Below are 17,578 nucleotides of genomic sequence, written 5' to 3' on the forward strand. Positions count from 1 at the left end.
ATGGGATATAGTGAATTACAGGTAACTTCTAATTTTAGCTTCTTAAGAGGGGCTTCGCACCCGCATGAACTTATCGATCAGGCAGCTGCCTTTGGCTACAGCAAAATTGCCATTACTGACCGCAATACCCTGGCCGGTATCGTCCGCGCACATGCCGCTGCCAGAGAAAAAGATATTTCCATTATTCCCGCCTGCAGACTGGATCTGCTCGACGGGCCCAGCCTGCTCGCCTACCCGACCGATAAAGCAGCTTACGGCAGGCTGTCAGCGCTGCTTACCCTGGGCAATATGCGCGCGGAAAAAGGATCCTGCCATCTCTCCCGCTCAGATGTCTACGCGCATGCAAAAGGTATCATCTTTACCCTGGTCATGCCCAGCGTGCTCAACAGGCGTTTTGAATTTGAACCCGGTTTTATCTCCGCGCTATCAGAATACCGGGAAGCGTTTGGAAGGCAGCTTTACCTGTCTGCTACCCGCAGTTACCTCGGCAATGATGATAAACTGATCTTTAGGATCGCGCAGCTTTCGGAGCGTTTTAATGTTCCGGTGGTCGCTACCGGCGATGTACATTACCATGAACCATCCCGAAGGGAACTGCAGGATGTGCTCACCTGCGTACGCGAAAAGTGCACGATCCATGAAGCCGGGTTTAGACTTCACCAAAACGCCGAGCGGTACATGAAACCGGTAGAAGAGATGAAGCGGCTCTTCAGGCGATACCCCTCGGCTATTGCCAATACGCTCGAGATATCCCAGGCTTGCAGTTTTTCATTGGATGAGCTCAAATATGTCTATCCCGAAGAGATCAATAAAAGCGGCCGTCCGCCACTGGAAGAACTGGAGCATCTGACCTGGAAAGGCGCACATTCCTTTTATGGCGAGGTGATCCCTGAAAAAGTGGTAAATATGGTCAACCACGAGATGGAGTTTGTCAAAAAGATGGATTATGCCAACTATTTTCTTTTTGTGGAAGATATTGTCCGCGAAGCCCGCAGCCGGGGAATCCTATGCCAGGGACGCGGCTCTGCAGCCAATTCCGCCATCTGTTTCTGTTTAGGGATAACCTCGGTCAATCCCATGAAATTTGATCTGTTATTTGAGCGCTTTATTTCTCCCGCGAGAAACGAACCGCCAGATATCGACGTAGACTTTGAACATGAACGCAGGGAAGAAATCATCCAGTATATCTATGATAAATATGGCCGCGACCGGGCAGCAATCGTAGCCACCGTTACCCAGCAGCACCAGAAAGGCGCTATCAGGGACGTGGGTAAAGCCATGGGCCTGTCAGTAGATACCATTAACCGGCTCTCCAGCTCCATCTGGGAATTTACAGATGAATGGTTTGAGGGCAAAAGGGTAGCTGAACAGGGCCTGAACCCTGAAGACCCGCATTTAAAAAAAACACTCGAACTTACCTCACAGATGATGGGCTTTCCGCGGCAATTAGGTCAGCATACCGGTGGATTTGTGGTCACGCAGGGCAAACTTACCGACCTCTGCCCGATCCTGAACGCCCGGATGCAGGACCGGACCAATATCGAATGGAACAAAGACGATATCGATGCACTGGGCTTTTTAAAGGTCGATGTACTCGCCCTTGGCATGCTGACCTGCATCAGAAAAGCCTTTGATGAGGTCAAAACCCATTATGGCCGCGAGCTCACCCTGGCCAATATCCCCCAGGATGATCCCGATGTATACGGTATGATCTCTGCAGCTGATACCCTGGGCGTATTCCAGATCGAAAGCCGGGCGCAGATGTCCATGCTACCGCGGCTAAGACCAAAATGTTTTTATGACCTGGTGATCGAAGTCGCCATTGTCCGTCCCGGGCCCATCCAGGGCGATATGGTGCACCCTTACCTGCGCAGAAGGAACGGCGAAGAACCTATTTCCTATCCCTCAGCGGAACTTGAAGAAATATTGGGCAGAACCCTCGGCGTACCCCTCTTTCAGGAACAGGCTATGAAAATTGCCATTGTTGCCGCAGGCTTCACCCCTGCCGAGGCGGACGGACTGCGCCGCAGCATGGCCACCTTTAAGTTCAAAGGTCTGGTCAACCAGTATGAACAGAAACTCATGAGCGGCATGCTGGCTAAGGGATACTCGGAAGAATTCGCCCGCCGGATCTTCAAACAACTCGAAGGCTTTGGAAGCTATGGTTTCCCCGAAAGCCACGCCGCCAGCTTTGCACTGCTGGTTTATGTATCCTGCTGGTTAAAACACTACTACCCGGACGCTTTCGCTACCGCGCTGCTTAACAGCATGCCGATGGGCTTTTACCAGCCCGCACAGATTGTCATCGATGCCCAGAAACATGCTGTGCAGGTGCGCGAGGTGGACGTGAATTATTCCTTGTGGGATAACCTGTTAGAAGAAAAGTCAGGAAAATACTTTGCCATCCGTTTAGGCTTCAGGCAGATCAAAGGCATAGCCGAAGAAGAAATGTCGGTCCTCATTAATGCCCGGAGTCATGGCTATCAGAACATCACCGAACTGCGTGATGCAGGAGTATCACTCGCCAGCTTAGAACGCCTGGCCGATGCCGATGCCTTCCGTTCCATGGGACTCGACCGCAGAAAAGCACTCTGGGAAGTCTCAGCCTTAAAAGATATACCCGTCGAGCTATTTAAAGGCCAGCCTTCAGAAAATAAGCTGGAAACCCAGGTAGAACTGCCGTTAATGGGCAAAGGAGAACATGTCGTACAGGATTATGCCACAGTAGGCCTATCGTTAAAGGCACACCCGGTGAGCTTCGTCCGGGACCAGCTCGATATGCTGCATATCCGGTCCTGCCATCAGATCAACCATGAGGCAACCGATGGGCAACTGGTCAAAGTAGCCGGACTGGTCCTTGTGCGACAGCGGCCAGGAACCGCCGGCGGCGTGTGCTTTATCACCATTGAAGATGAAACAGGTTATTCCAATCTGGTGGTATTCGAAAAGCTTTTTGAAACCTATAGAAAAGAGATCCTGCATTCCAGGCTACTGATGGTAGAAGGCCGCCTGCAACGCGAAGGACAGGTCGTACATGTAATCGTCAGCAAGTGTTTTGATTTCACCAAAATGCTCGGCAAACTATTACACCGCGAAGCGGACGCGCTTCCGGTATTGACCTTATCCAGGGCAGATGAAAAGACCGCTCCTTATCCTGCGCAAAACAAACGGTCGCAACTCCGCGAAGATGCCCGGGAAGCCAAAGAAGCCTTCCACAGCGGAAGAAACTTCAAATAAAGCTATTGAAAATGATCTAGCCTACCTAGCCCGGTTAAGACCTGATCAGTTTTAGCAGATAATCACTGATTTTAACCGGGCAAATTTTAAGGTCCTCCATCAAAGCTTTCCCATTTTCCCGTGCAAGCAGTTCCTTAAACTTCTGCCGGGTAACTGGACCGGTATTGTCTACACCGATTTCCTCCAGCGCCTGGATAATCAAACTGCTGTACACTCCTTTCATCGAAAGCTTTTTGGGCGTAGTCGTCTTAAACTTAATCACCGATTTTCCCACTTTGATCTGCCGCGGTGGACCATCAGTGATATACACCAGCTTAGTAGGTACCTGCGTAGAAAGCCCAAGCCGGTGTAGCGCATATACCCCGGCAGGCTTGATCCTCACTTTGTCCTTTTTGGCAATCGCCTGCGCGATATCTTCCATCGCCGGCATCAGCACACCAAAAACCGGATCTTTTTTAGGAACAATATAGATCCCATGAGCAATCCGCATGATCTGCCCATTCCTACTCAGCCTTCCCAGCGCCATTTTAACCGCAGCCCCGCTTCCAACCCCTCTAAAATCCGCAGGAAAAATAAACGTACCCGGTTTCCTGCGTTTGATGCTCCGCACTATATCCAAATGTATACTTGACATGTTACCTTTTTTTAAAATAAAGATAACAGATAATTCCCGTTATTACCGTTAAAACCCTACAGTTCTTATAAATGCGGCAATAAACTAAAGATATACGATAGCCGATCTTCCAGGAGCAACCACGGCAAAACATTCTAAAATCATCAGGACATAAAGCACAACATTTTTCGAAATGTTCCCAGCCTCCCGGCAAACGCAGGGTCCCATCCCGTATAAGCAAAAAGCCGGGCGAAGCCGGCAGGCCGCAATCGAGCGCCGGCCAAAATCAAAATACCGATTGGACGCAAGTCACGAGTTAACGCAGATAAAAAATTAGTCTCTAGCTACTATGGGGCTTGAAAATTGGGGTTGAAAAATTTTGTTAACTTCGTATACCAAGAACATGAGCAACAAGGACAGACAAAAACTGATCGATCTTGCAGATGCAATACGCAAGGTAACTTCTACCAAAACGCAAGCGCTTGATAGGCTGGTTAATGCCGGTATTCTAAATAAGAAAGGCCATTATACCAAGCACTATCCTACCCTGGCAACATTTCAAAAGAAATAACCCTGAATATATAACCGAGGTTTCGGTAACATTTTAGTCTTTCATGGATTGGATCAAGACTTTTGTAAAAAACTCTGGAAATTGATTTATATACCTCATTTTTTTTGTTCAGTGTTGATTATCAAACTTGTGTTTATCCGCAAATGATTTAATTCATGTAAATTAGCGCCGAATATCTAACCAAAATATGTCAGAAAAATTAAGTCATGTATTTTTCAGGAATGAACTTGAAGGAACTGTCGCTTTTAAGCAGCGCACCAGGTACGGCAAAAAGAATGAAGACGAAGAACAAGACGAGGAAGAAACTGACGAAATCGATTATACCCTAAAACAGGAATCATTTGCAGATTCGAGGATTAATTTCCGCGCTCAAAGGCAAAGACGCATTCAAAACCGAAACCCTGCTCTAAATGTACCCGTTCATCAAGAGTATATTGAGATCACTTTTCACAGTACTTTTGACTCCTCTTTCTTCAGCGCACGCTATTTTCGGAACTTTGGCCTATCACCCGTCAGTTTTAACCATCTCAATACGGTAGTAGTTTTCGCCATAACGGATCTGGAAAAATTTAGGGATTTTGACAGGCAGATACAACTTTTCATAAATAATGACAACCCTGCAGAAAATGTAAATTACAATACAGACATTAAGTTTATTGTCGATTACCATTTTTTCTCCCGCGAACGGATACTGCATTTCACTCAGGACAAACCACATCTGGTCATTAACCTAATAGATGATCCAGCCCTTTTTCAGCAACTCATTCTCCCTGTTGAAAACAGGCTAATCGAATACCTGAACCAAAATCAGGTTGAGTTCTATGCTGATTTGTCACTGGGAAAAATTGAGCTACTCAATGCTCCGGTAGAGATTGTGAAGGAAATTGCCGATAACTTTGATATCATACAGTCCATTAACTCTGTTTCAGCAGGTATTGTCAGGCCAAACAGGTTCAATATGCCGGAAATCAGCTTTGGTTTTACTATTGTGAATGCTGATGAAGACCTGCCAATTATCGGTGTAATTGACACCGGTATCAGCAATCAGAATCCCTTGTCGGAAATAATTGTAAATGACAATAATTTTGATCTGACGGGAACATCTGTGGTTTTAGACAGTGTTAATCACGGAACTTCAGTTGCAGGTTTTGCCGCATTGGGAGCCCAGCTGATCCCAAATCACATAGGAAATTTCCGGGCAGACGCCAGATTGTTGCCGATCAAAGTTCTTGACCAGGCAGCAAGCCACATTCCAGCATTGGAAATTATCAGGTTAATCCGCAATGCCCATGAAATCTACAATGTTCAGATTTTTACACTGACAATATGTTACACCGAGCATAAAAGATACAACGATGCTGCCTCGGAATATGCTTTCGCATTGGATAAACTAAGTCAGGAGCTCAATATTCTCATATTTATTTCAATTGCAAATACGCACACCGATGATCTTGCGGATTTAGCTACAGGACAGATCGTAGGATATCCACAGCACTTTGAAAGTGAAATATCCAATCTCTGCGCACCTGCTGAGAGCATGAATAATATCACTATCGGTGCAGCGGCTGACAACCTGGAAAATAACACGCTCCAGCGTGTATCTCCCGGAGGTACCGTTCCTGCCTTATACAGCAGAACTTTCCACATCGATTGGGGACACCATTCAATCACCAGAAGAAAAATAAACAAAATGTTATTTAAGCCAGATGTATGTAATTACGGTGGCGATTTCAGTCCAATGCTCGACCCATCGGCAACAGGACTTAAAGTGCTTTCAGCAATCCCCGGAAGATTCTTTGAACGGGAAGCAGGCTCCAGTTATGCTGCCCCGCTTACTGCAAACCTTGCTGCCAGATTGATAAAGCTATATCCTTCGCTAGCTGCAAACATGCAGACAGTAAAGGCAATGATCATCAATTCGGCACAGTTCGAAATAGCAACCGGTCTGTTTAATCTCCCGATCACCAAACGCACACACATACTTGGAAACGGTATCCCAGATGCAGAAATCTGCCAGTATTCATCCAAAGACCGAATTACACTGATACTGGAAGATTCGATCAAGCCCGGTGATATAAAATCCTATCCAATTAAACTGCCCGGCTATCTGCTTGATCTGGACAGGAAATCCGCTTTGTTAAGGATAGAGGCTACCCTGTGTTTTAAATTCAATCCTACCAAAAACAACCAGGTTGCCTATTGCCCTGTTCACATCGCTTTCGGCATGTTTAGAAACCTTCCCTTGCAAGAGTACCAGCTTGTTGCTGATGGCCCACCAAGATCAGTTGGTATAAATGATAATACCTCAAATCAATTCACATTCAATCATTCATGGTCACAGGACTATTATTATAAATCCAAAATGCTCAGTAACACTCAAAAGATAGGCTTTTCAATATCAAAGGCTGTTTTAGAAGAGGAAAACTGTACTTTTAAAATTGCAGTCAATTCCAAACTGCATAAGCTGCTCAGTGCTGTCGATGCAGCGGCCAATAATATAGAGCATTCCTTTTCTTTGGTCATTACCATAGCTGAATCGCCTGTAAAGGGAAAAAATACCGGAAATTTATATAACCACATACTGGCTGAAAATACGATGGAAATTATTTCAGATATCGAGAATCTTGAAGGAGACCTGGAAGCTTAGCTGGTAATCTGCAAAGATTTTTTTTCGGCACTGATGAGCTCAGACCAGATTGCGGTTTTGATGGTCAATGTTAAAGACCTCATTTTTCCCGGCTTTTTGTCAAATAAACTTCGTTTTATTGCCGATACGATAGTTTTTTGAATGCTATAATAGGAAAGCCCTTTACAGGCGGCTATAATTTCATCCACTTGCTTAGGCTCATCAAACTTGTATTTGCCATTTTTAAGCGTGAGTTTGATCAGATCATTAATCTGTGTTTCGTTAGGAAGTTCAAATTTTAGATTAAGATCGAAACGTCTCAATAGTGCAGGATCAAGCATGTCGATCTGATTGGTTGCAGCTATCAGCATCGAGGTTTGAGGCAGGTAGTCAAAAAGTTGAAGAATCGTATTCACAACCCGCTTCATTTCGCCATGATCCTGACCATAGTCGCGCACTTTTCCCAGCGAGTCAAATTCATCGATAAATATGATGCAATCTTCTGCAGCCGCTCTCCGAAATAACTTAGCCAGGTTTTTGCTCGTTTCCCCTAGTTTAGAAGAAACGATCGCGCCCAGATTGACAACGATCATCATTTTTTGAAGTTCACCGGCTACCACATACGACGCTAAGGTTTTGCCGCAACCTGAAGGTCCATGCAGTAAAATCTTATTTGCAACCGGTAAATTGTAATAATGAAGCAAATCTGTGGAGGCATGTTCCTTAACCAGGTACTCCAGTTCAGATTTGATCCCGTCCTCCCCAATGATATTCTCGAAAGAATATTCAGAGGTAATTTTTTCAAGGATCAGATCATCAGTTTCCTTATCTTCAATCCTTTGAAAATGCACGGGTGAGCCGACTTTCATCAAAGTTTTACTTTGTTGCTGACGGATCGAATCCTTTAAGATAGACTGAAGCTGTAAAGCTAAATTTGTTTTTTTTGTTGTTTTTGAATGTGCAATCAGCTCATTCAAAGCCATAAGCAGCTTCTCCTGGTCGTTCTCAAGACCAAATCTGGCAATGTCCTTTATATAATCTGACTGACTCACGGCTTTAATTTTTTGCAATTCTAGACATTTAAAAACAAATTCAAGCTATACCAAAGTAACATTATATCAATATATCAACAAATATTGATATAACCAAGTAATTTAATTGGTTATATCAAGAACAAGCATATGATCAATTAGGTTTAATCTATATCAAAAACATGAGCCTGCACTGATCTTATCCCCATTTCCATGCAGGATAAAAATTCCTTTCCTCAAGCCATACACCTCAGTTTCATCCCATCCATTTTTTCCACTTTGATCTGCCGCGGGGACCATCGGTAAGATACACCAGTTTGGTTGACAAATGCGAAGAAAGCCCAAGCCGGTGTAGCGCATACGCCCCCGGCGGGTCTGATCCTCACTTTGTCCTCTTTGGCAATCGCGCGCAATATCTTCCATAGCCGGCATCAGCACACCAAAAACCGGATCCTTTCGAGGAACAATAGATGCCATGACCGATCCGCATGATCTGCCCGTCCCTACTCAGCCTGCCCAGCGCCACTTTAACAGCCGCCCCGCTTCCAACCCCGTTAAATCTGCAGGAAAAATAAACCTGCCCGGTTTCCTGCGTTTAATGCTCCGTTCTACTTCCAAATGTACACTTGACATGTTACCTTTTTTAAGAATAAAGATAACAGATACATCCCGTTATTGCCGGTTAGATCCCAACAGTTTCCAGAAGACAGCAATAAAAAAAAAGATGCACCAACAGCCCGATCTTCCAGAAGCAAGCACAGCAAAACATCCAAAAACCATAAAAATTTAAAGCACAGCATTTTTTGAAACGCTCCGAACCAACCCGGCAAACTCTGGGGCCCAATCCCGTAGAAGCAAAAAGCCGGGCGAAGCCGGCAGGCCGTAACAGCGCGCCGGCCAAAATCAAAACTTTCATTAACCCAGAAATACCATCATCTAAACCCTGCTCTTCACAATACTCCACTTATTGATCCGTCTACTATCCCTCTTGTCAGTCAATTATATCCTCCATTGATCATTACAGGCAGGAGCAAAAAAACACCTCAATCAACTCGCCGTGATCCTACCTACATGTTTATACAGGATGAATATTCCTTACAATATATCCACCAATCCCACAGTGACAATATGTCTGCACTAGTTTCCATCTATTCCAACAGTTTTAGTAGATTGCAACATCCTGAATCAGCTATGCCATATTATACAATTTCGCCCTTGTAGATTTCCCGACATCTTATTCATAGTCGCTCTGAATCTCAATTCTGGATAGACAATAACTTTTGTTTTGAGCAAGTCCGGGAGAATCCCTTCAATTCAAAAACACCACAGTTTAACAGCAGTAAGACCACCCTAAGACATGTAAAAATATACCGCTTTAAAGAGCATTAGCAGTATGTTTTTACAAACCACAATTCTTTGCACAGAATGTCTTCCCGAATGCGGAGGGCTCTAAGCTTCATCCTTCGGCAGCGCTGCATTTATCGAATCTATATAGGTCCCGATTTCATACTTCAGGTTTCTGTAACCAGAATTGTATTTTCTAGTATTGATCGCAATGTCCGATTTCTTTTTAGTGCTGCTCTGCGCAATACTAATATCCCGATCAGTTTCATCACTGCCATAGGTATAGCCTAGAGGGGTAATCAATCCTAGCCCCACTATTTCACCTTCCAAGGAATGCCTTTGATCATTTAAACGGGATAATTTATAAGCATTTGCAGCATCCCATCCTCCCAGCTTATCGATATCCCCGAGGATGGCTTCCAGTGAAACTTTAAGTTTTATCAGTTTATCTATCTTTTCCTGTTCCATTGATTTTTATTTTTTGCCTTGTTTGCACGGCTTTTCATTTCTGACCTGTAATAACACTTACACTCTGGGATCATTATCCCAACCTATCAAAACGCCCCCAGCACCGACGATATCGATAGCTTTGCCACGATCCCCAGGCTTAAGCGCTGCAACGGCGGACGCAGATACTGGTCTGCTTCCGGCTTCATCCGCTCAAAATTATTGTTCACATCCGGCAGCTCCACATAAAACCCGCCCAGAAACTTCCCCGTCTGCTGGAAGAAATAAAAGCCCGTGCCCAGGTTCAACTTATTCGGCATCAGCTCCCGGTTGGTCGAAAGCTGCGAGCGCATATAGGGATTCACCAGGATATGGTTCTTTGCCTCCTTGTCCAACCTGAAATTCATCACCAGATCCACAGCATATTCATTCACATCAAACACCCCATAAGTCCCGGTATAGGCCGAAATCTTCTTTTCCTCCGTCAGAGACTGATTTCCAGAGTTCAGTACCTTTTTATAGGTATACTCCTTTTTGGTCAGCAGATCAAAGTTGTTGCCCCTGATATGCGCATAAGTAAAACCCAGCGTAAAATTGCGGTACTGCGCATTCACCCCAAAACCGATCCGGTCCGTCCTGACATTGATATCCTCAAAACTGTTGTTGTAATTCACCGAATCCAGTCTGTTCATCTTCTTAAATTTCGATGAACCATAATCCGCCAGCGCAAACGGAATGATCTGCCAGTAAGACTTCGCTCCCCGATCAGCCGTCAGTTTCGTCCGCTCCTGCTCATAGCCCGCAATGGCCGCTTTAAACTCCTTGTTCAATTCATCATACTCCTTCCGAACCGCATCCTTGGCATCTTTGACCTCCTGTTTATCCTCTGCCTTCACCGCCAGCACAGCCTCCATTTCCTCAATAAAGACCAGCTTCGACAAAGCTGAAATGATATCCTGCTTCAGCTGAAAGGTTTCCTGCGTTCTGCAGGCGGACACAGCAGCAGCCCGCATCTCTGAGAGAAATCTCCGCTGAAAACGCACATTGTATTTTTCCTCTCTCAGATCCACCGCTCTTCTGCTCGCTTCAAGATCAGGCAGCACCGCATTCGAAAACGAATACCCCACAAACCCGCGCAACGAAGCAGCCGGCACCGCATCCCCGCCCGAGAACAGCGTGGACAGCCCCTCCTTGTTCTCCCCCTTCAGACTTGCTCCATAAACCCACTTGCGGTTTTCACCTATACTGTTTTGCAGATTGTTCATCCCAAAGGTAAACTCCGTCTTGCCCAGGTTTACCCCGATGCTCGATCCCTTAAAAAGCACCGAACTCTCCCCGTCCGCACTTGCAGTGAGCCCCTGCGCCAAACCCATGCCCGGCAACAGTACCGCCGCCAGCAAAAAACCTAAATTTCTCATAAAAAAAGCGTTAGATCAATGAAATATCCTTCAACAGCAACACCACCCTGCCCGAATCCTCCACCACAAAAGCACCCTTGTCCCCCACCAGCAGATCCTTGCCCTTATAGTTCACCTGCAGACTCCCCGCCAGATGCGCGGTTCCCACCGCCTCCAGCTCGAAAACAGCCAGCTTCGACACCACATTCACACTCATGGTCCCCTCGATCACCACACCCGGAGAAACAGCAGTCTTAAAGGCATCCAGCTCGGCCTTGCCCAGTTCAACATAATTGATACGCATCCTGATCACCGCAATACCCGGCGGATGCTTGATCGTAAATTTAATAGAAGTTATGCCCATGATAGTAAGAGGTTAAAAAGACTGTTTTCCCCAGGCCCTCCCCTCACCATCGGCCAGCGACCAGGCCCAAAGAGAAATACAATTCAGTACGCCACGAAGTTAACAACTTACAGGCATATTAAAATACTCACAAGTGGGTATTTTAAACTTGAAACAAAAAATTACAGGACCCGATCAACGAAGCTATTGTAGATATCTCCTGAGCGGAAAAGATATGTTTTATCAATAAAGAAAAAGAAAGATATCCTTCGGATCAACACTTTCCGTAAATAATGTACCAGAAACCCTATTTTAAACAAGATATAAATCTTGTATAATGAGTCTAACCAATAGACAGGTCCGTTTAGATAACAACAAAAATTTATACAGACGTTTTCTTTTGTATAAATTTTCAATCAAGTAAAAGGGCATCTGATGTTCTTTATATCAACCTGCACTAATCTTATCTTCATTTCTGTGCAGGATAAAAATCCCTTTTCTTGCCCCCGAACTTTCATCTTCCCCAACGCAAGCCTTATCTTCCACTTCACCATCATCCCCCGCAAGCAGATTTTTATCCGCAGCGATCCGTTTTGACTTATCCACGATCTTCGCATAAACCTCCGTATTCTTCAGCACCCGGTGCCCCAGCATTTTAGATACCGTGTAGATATCAGTCCCTACCTCCAGCTGCAATGTCGCAAAGGTGTGCCGGAAACTATGGAAAGTGATATTCTTATCAATCCCCGCATCCGAAAGCCATTTTGTAAAGAAGGACTTCAGCCTGCTGTATACAAGCCCCGGAAACAATAACGCTCCCCCAGCCCCTCTATCTCCCAGGTAACTATAAGCCTGATCCGAAATCGGCAATACTTCCGCACTTTCCGTCTTCTCCTGGGAAAATTGGATTTCAAAACTCCCAAACCTGCCCCTGATATTAGACCATTTCAATGTTGAAACATCCGACCAGCGAAGCCCCGTCAACCCTGAAAACATCGCCGCACATTTCATCAGCTCAGAATCAGTCTGTGTATTGGCAAGCAGCCTAAACTCCTCCATTGTCAAACGTTCTTTATGCGTCTCCTTCGGCCTGATTGGATCTACCATACTGTGCAAATCGATCGGTATCAGGCGTTTTCTGTACAGCACCCGAAGCACTGCCCTAAATTTGGCAAAATAACTCGCTGCCGTATTTCTTTTGATCGGCCTGCCGTACCGTGCTATCCCCGGACCACTTAGCAAATAATTTTTAAAATCCTCACAGAGATAATCGGTCAGTTCGGGAAGTATGATTTCCCTGCCGCAAAAAGCAATAAAATACCGCAGCGACATCTCCCACTGATCATGAACGCCCTGCCTCCTTTGCCTGGCCACCTGCCGGTAGACATCAATGAAACTCGCCTCCCTTTCATGCTCCGACACCAGCCCAAAGCGTCTGTTCTGGAGCTCGATCTGCCGCTGCGCACAAACAGTATTGGCCGTAATCAGTGTCTGCTTATTATGCTTGCGCTGAAAGTCGTTTTCGGGCTTGGTAAACAGATATAACCTAAGGCAGACAAAACGGGTGCTCTTTCCGGTTGCAGGATTTAACAGTGGCGGATAGTAATCCAAAAAAAGGGTTTGTCTATTGTTCCTGAGCGCTTTCGCTCTAAGTTTTACGTTGGACATATTTAGTTTTATAATTGGTTAGACAGGCATATTTCTAGTGCCTTTAAATATTATTTATTCATTTCTATTTCGGCTATTCGCAACAAGAGCCGATTTATCTGGTGGATAGCAGGTGGCTAGCAAATTTCCTTGAGGGGAGTGGTGGTTTGGAGAAGTATAAAATTGCTAAAAGCAAATATATTTTCAAAGCAAAATGCCCACCAAAACCAACACAAAAAACTGACTGACAAATCATTATTACCCTTATTGATCAAAATTCATCGTTAGTTACCATGTTGACCTTCATCGCATCTTTAGCGATCTTGTCAACCGCCCGTTTCAGAAAGTATACGTAATGTCCGACACGCAACTTAGGCACATTCCGTCTTTTGAAGATGGCATACAACAGTCCCCGCTCCTTTCCCAAAAGCTGAACACATTCCTCTATCGAATAGCAGTCCGATATCCTTATAGGTTTCGAGGCCAGCCGCTGATTGGCTCTGCGTTCCGCGTCGAGTGGATCTGTCCTTGGAACCGACTTCTGTTTATAAAGCTTATCTACAGCATCTTTCGGGATCAGAATCTCTTTACCAACTTTGACCTTTTCTATCCCGCTCCGCTGCAGCATCGTATAGACCGCTTCCCTGGATTTTCCGAATAAAGCAATGACCTGGGCGGTAGTATAATAGCTAGGAGCAGATTCATCATCTGATTTTTGCGGTTCTACCGGCTTCTTTGCTATATCTTTCAGCCACATCTGCCGATCAAAAAGCGAGAGGAAATCCATGCGGAGAACAACCGTTTTGCGTGTATGTATCTTCGCAGCTTTGAGCGTCCCGCTATTGATCATCCCATAAACCGTTCCCTTGTGCGAACGCAACAGATAGGCAACCTCTGCTACAGAAAGTACTTCCCTCTCCAAATGTGAAACCTGGTATTTAAAATCCCTGGATACGGTTTCAAGATCAGAAGACTGTATCTTATCGGCCCTCGCTTTAGACTTATAGTACCTGGAATTACAAGCTTTGCCACAGAACCGGGTCACTGTCTTCTTCGCGATGAAAGTCTGGTTACAGCACTCACATTTCCTTAAGATTTTTAAATTACTGCTCATAAGTTAAGTCTCCCATTTTCTTGCTTTGTAGTGCTTCTATGGGCTTCTATGATCAGTTAATACTGGACATCGAACATACAATACACTATTCGGATTCCCTTGTCAAAAAAAGCTACAAATACGCTACAAAACATTGAAAAACAGGGGCAAATTACGAAAACATTGGACATAAAAAAATCGCTAATTAGTTAATAATTAGCGATTTAGTTGTCGAAATTAGTCAATAGTCGACTAAATCCATAGGATTACTTACCGATACAAAACTTCGTAAAAATATTATCCAATAAATCATCAGTAGTTACTGTACCCGTAATCTCACCCAAATAATGAAGCGCCTGTTTAATATCCATCGCTAAAAAATCAGAAGTCACCGGATTATCTACATTCTCCAGTACACGGTTCAAGGCATTTTCAGTTTGTTTCAGTGCTTCTACATGACGAACATTGGTAACCAAAGTTTCGCTGGTATTAATGTGATGTAAGTTAACCTGCTCCAATAAAGTCTCCTTTAACTCATCAATCCCCTCTTTCTCTTTAGCAGAAATGAATACAACATTTAAATCCTTAAAAGCTAACTTTTGCTCGGCACTAAGGCTTTCAGCTTTATTAATCAGTACCAAATGCGGAATGCCTAAATGCTCTAATCCCCTAACCTGCTCACTAATTTCGGCTACCGATTGGTTGATATCGGCCATGTAAATAATCAGCTTGGCCTGTTTCATCTTTTCGAGGGTACGTTCTACCCCAAGAGCTTCGATAATGTCAGCTGTATCGCGGATTCCGGCGGTATCGATAAAGCGGAACACCACGCCACCTATGGCCAGTTCATCCTCAATGGTATCGCGTGTAGTACCCGCAATGTCAGAAACAATGGCCCTTTCCTCATTCAATAAAGCATTAAGCAAGGTAGATTTCCCCACATTGGGCTTACCCGCAATAACAATCGGAACTCCATTTTTAATTACGTTACCCAACTCAAAAGAAGCAATCAATCTGCGCAGTACATAATTAATTTTCGTAACCAGATTTTTCAACTGATCGCGATTCGCAAACTCGACATCCTCCTCTGCAAAATCGAGTTCCAGCTCAATCATCGAAGCAAAATGAATAAGTTGCTCGCGCAAACCTTTCAGCTCGTTAGCGAAACCACCACGCATTTGCTGCATGGCCACATCATGCGAAGCCTTAGAATTAGAAGCAATTAAATCGGCTACGGCCTCTGCCTGACTTAAATCAAAAGCCCCGTTTAAAAAGGCCCTTAATGTAAATTCACCAGGTTTAGCCGCACGTGCTCCTTTGCTAATCAGTAAATTAATAATCTGCTGAATAATATAATTAGAACCATGGCAAGAAATCTCTACCACATTTTCCTTGGTGTACGATTTAGGCGCTACGAATAAACCAGCTACCACCTCATCTACCAGTTGTTCGCCATCTTTAATCAGTCCGAAATGTAAGGTATGACTGGCCTGCTTTTCCAGATCCTTCCCTGCAAAAACAGCATTGGTCAAGCTAATGGCATCGGGGCCCGAAAGGCGAATTACACCAATGGCACCCGAACCGGGAGGAGTAGACAAAGCAATAATGGTATCTTGATGGTTCATAATATTCAGTAAAGGCTGCAAAAATAAGGCATATATCCGGTTATGTTATCCCCCGTAAGTAAAATTTATTGCATCTTGCCGCGATAATCGAGAAGAACGAAAGGCTGGCCATCAAAACATTTCAGCCCAAGTATTGTTAAATCCTCGAAACAGATATACTATTTTATGACCAATCATTTTCCGCTCACCGCTAAAAGATCGTTAGAACTACTCGGCCTCATAGCCATTTTCGGCGTGCTCTACATTGCCAAAGATATCATTATGCCTGTGTTGATGGCCTTTTTCATCAGTATCATGCTCTTGCCTATTTATCGTTTCTTAAGAAAGAAGAAAGTTCCCGAAAGCCTGTCTATTATCCTTCCCATTATATTAGTCGCCTTGTTTATCGCATTAATCGTTTGGTTTTTCAGCAATCAGATTGGCATTTTGGTAAAGGATTTTCCACAAATTAAAAGCAATGTTTCACAGCACATCAATAACCTGAGCGACTGGATTAGCCGCATTACCCATTACAACGATAAGGAGCAAAAAGCCTTTATTCAGGGTAAAAGCGACGATTTAATGAACATGGGAACCAAGCTTGCAGGAGGTGCAGCCTTAACCCTTAGTGGTGTTTTTGTATTTATTGGCTTACTGCCTATTTACATCTACCTGATGCTGTTTTATAAAGATATCTTATTGCGTTTCATCTTCATGTGGTTCAAAACCGATCACCATCCAAAAGTAAAAGATGCCATTTACGAAACCGAATCCATTATCAAAAGTTACCTCATCGGCTTGCTGATTCAGATTACCTACATGACCATCCTTTTAGGTGGAATATTGATGATTATCGGGATTAAACATGCTTTGCTGATCGGAGTGATCTTTGCCATTCTGAACTTGATTCCTTACGTGGGTGCCTTAATCGGTAATATCATAGGTGTTCTATTAACGTTAACCTCCTCACAAGAACTATGGCCCGTAATAACTGTTTTGGGCGTAATTGCCTTAGTTCAGTTCCTCGATAATAATATCTTAATGCCTCGTATTGTTGGATCAAAAGTAAAAATCAATGCACTCTTTGCCATCCTTGGGGTATTCATTGGCGGTAGTGTAGCCGGCGTCTCTGGAATGTTCCTGGCCTTACCTATTATTGCCGTATTAAAAATTATCTTCGATAGAACCGAAATGTTTAAACAATGGGGTGTATTACTAGGTGATGAACGTCCGGCAAAAAGTCCGATGGGCTTCGCATCCTTTAGAAAAAAGAAACCAGTAGCAGTTAAATCCGGTACAGAGAAGGAGGAATAATTGGAGCTCGTTTCGCTTTTAGTTAACCGCAAAGTGTGCAAAGTTTAACGCAAAGAAATTAACCACAGGGAGAAAGAGGAATACACAAAGCACACAGAGATAGCTCCGCCATTGGTAAGAGCAAACAAATCATTGCCCATGGACTTCATTCTCCGTGCCTTCCGTGTTTCCCTGGCTAAAAAAACTCAAAGCATTGAGAAAGTATCGAGATTCCAACTCCCCTACTTTTTTCAATGAGGGGTGTAGAGGAAGTGTGAATTTGCGGGGGGGTATTACAATGAACTTACATGCCTTAAATGGTAAAAAAGTAT

The 17,578-nt window shown here is 44.3% G+C and carries 14 protein-coding genes; 4 read left to right on the forward strand and 10 right to left on the reverse strand.

Translation table 11 applies throughout. The features are described 5' to 3' along the window. Complete coding sequence (locus tag BMX11_RS22095) at positions 1-3,237, forward strand: error-prone DNA polymerase (protein WP_090889027.1); 3,237 nt, start codon at positions 1-3, stop codon at positions 3,235-3,237. Between the two features lie 34 nt (positions 3,238-3,271). On the opposite strand, the gene BMX11_RS22100 is transcribed toward BMX11_RS22095, so the two are convergent. Further along, a complete protein-coding gene (locus tag BMX11_RS22100; protein WP_090889030.1) occupies positions 3,272-3,871 on the reverse strand; it encodes a DUF6088 family protein in 600 nt (199 codons plus the stop codon). Between the two features lie 382 nt (positions 3,872-4,253). On the opposite strand from BMX11_RS22100, the gene BMX11_RS24460 reads away from it, so the two are divergent. Together BMX11_RS24460 and BMX11_RS22105 are read left to right on the forward strand one after the other, a co-directional pair. After that, positions 4,254-4,421, forward strand: a complete 168-nt coding sequence (locus BMX11_RS24460) for a hypothetical protein (protein WP_175474645.1) — start codon at positions 4,254-4,256, stop codon at positions 4,419-4,421. A 187-nt stretch (positions 4,422-4,608) separates the two neighbouring features. After that, positions 4,609-7,068, forward strand: coding sequence for a S8 family peptidase (locus tag BMX11_RS22105; protein ID WP_090889033.1), 2,460 nt, complete (start codon positions 4,609-4,611; stop codon positions 7,066-7,068). Here the strand turns inward: BMX11_RS22105 and BMX11_RS22110 are convergent. From BMX11_RS22110 to mnmE, 9 genes are all read right to left on the reverse strand, one after another. Continuing rightward, positions 7,065-8,117, reverse strand: coding sequence for an AAA family ATPase (locus tag BMX11_RS22110; protein WP_217643902.1), 1,053 nt, complete (start codon positions 8,115-8,117; stop codon positions 7,065-7,067). The two genes, BMX11_RS22105 and BMX11_RS22110, sit on opposite strands and share 4 nt — an antisense overlap. A gap of 135 nt (positions 8,118-8,252) precedes the next feature. Next, complete coding sequence (locus tag BMX11_RS22115; RefSeq protein ID WP_090889036.1) at positions 8,253-8,555, reverse strand: hypothetical protein; 303 nt, start codon at positions 8,553-8,555, stop codon at positions 8,253-8,255. A 30-nt stretch (positions 8,556-8,585) separates the two neighbouring features. Next, on the reverse strand, positions 8,586-8,711 hold the full coding sequence (locus tag BMX11_RS24750) for a hypothetical protein (RefSeq protein WP_262502427.1): 126 nt from the start codon (positions 8,709-8,711) through the stop codon (positions 8,586-8,588). An 816-nt stretch (positions 8,712-9,527) separates the two neighbouring features. Next, positions 9,528-9,890, reverse strand: a complete 363-nt coding sequence (locus BMX11_RS22125) for a CBM20 domain-containing protein (protein ID WP_090889041.1) — start codon at positions 9,888-9,890, stop codon at positions 9,528-9,530. Positions 9,891-9,976: 86 nt separating this feature from the next. After that, the gene (locus BMX11_RS22130) at positions 9,977-11,287 is read right to left on the reverse strand and encodes a hypothetical protein (protein WP_090889044.1); all 1,311 of its coding nucleotides are present in this window, start codon (positions 11,285-11,287) and stop codon (positions 9,977-9,979) included. A gap of 10 nt (positions 11,288-11,297) precedes the next feature. Further along, positions 11,298-11,630 carry a hypothetical protein gene (locus BMX11_RS22135; protein ID WP_090889047.1) on the reverse strand — a complete coding sequence of 111 codons (333 nt, stop codon included), beginning with the start codon at positions 11,628-11,630 and terminating at the stop codon, positions 11,298-11,300. Between the two features lie 426 nt (positions 11,631-12,056). Then, complete coding sequence (locus tag BMX11_RS22140; RefSeq protein WP_090889051.1) at positions 12,057-13,277, reverse strand: tyrosine-type recombinase/integrase; 1,221 nt, start codon at positions 13,275-13,277, stop codon at positions 12,057-12,059. A 250-nt stretch (positions 13,278-13,527) separates the two neighbouring features. Next, positions 13,528-14,178: a helix-turn-helix domain-containing protein gene (locus BMX11_RS22145; protein ID WP_175474646.1), complete on the reverse strand. Its 651-nt coding sequence runs from the start codon at positions 14,176-14,178 to the stop codon at positions 13,528-13,530. A 437-nt stretch (positions 14,179-14,615) separates the two neighbouring features. Further along, the gene (mnmE, locus tag BMX11_RS22150; RefSeq protein ID WP_090889057.1) at positions 14,616-15,974 is read right to left on the reverse strand and encodes a tRNA uridine-5-carboxymethylaminomethyl(34) synthesis GTPase MnmE; all 1,359 of its coding nucleotides are present in this window, start codon (positions 15,972-15,974) and stop codon (positions 14,616-14,618) included. Between the two features lie 165 nt (positions 15,975-16,139). Here mnmE and BMX11_RS22155 point away from each other — a divergent pair, with 165 nt between their 5' ends. Then, positions 16,140-17,267: an AI-2E family transporter gene (locus BMX11_RS22155; protein ID WP_090889060.1), complete on the forward strand. Its 1,128-nt coding sequence runs from the start codon at positions 16,140-16,142 to the stop codon at positions 17,265-17,267. Positions 17,268-17,578 lie beyond the last annotated feature (311 nt).

The organism is Pedobacter rhizosphaerae (genome assembly GCF_900111155.1).
Taxonomy (GTDB): Bacteria; Bacteroidota; Bacteroidia; order Sphingobacteriales; family Sphingobacteriaceae; genus Pedobacter; species Pedobacter rhizosphaerae.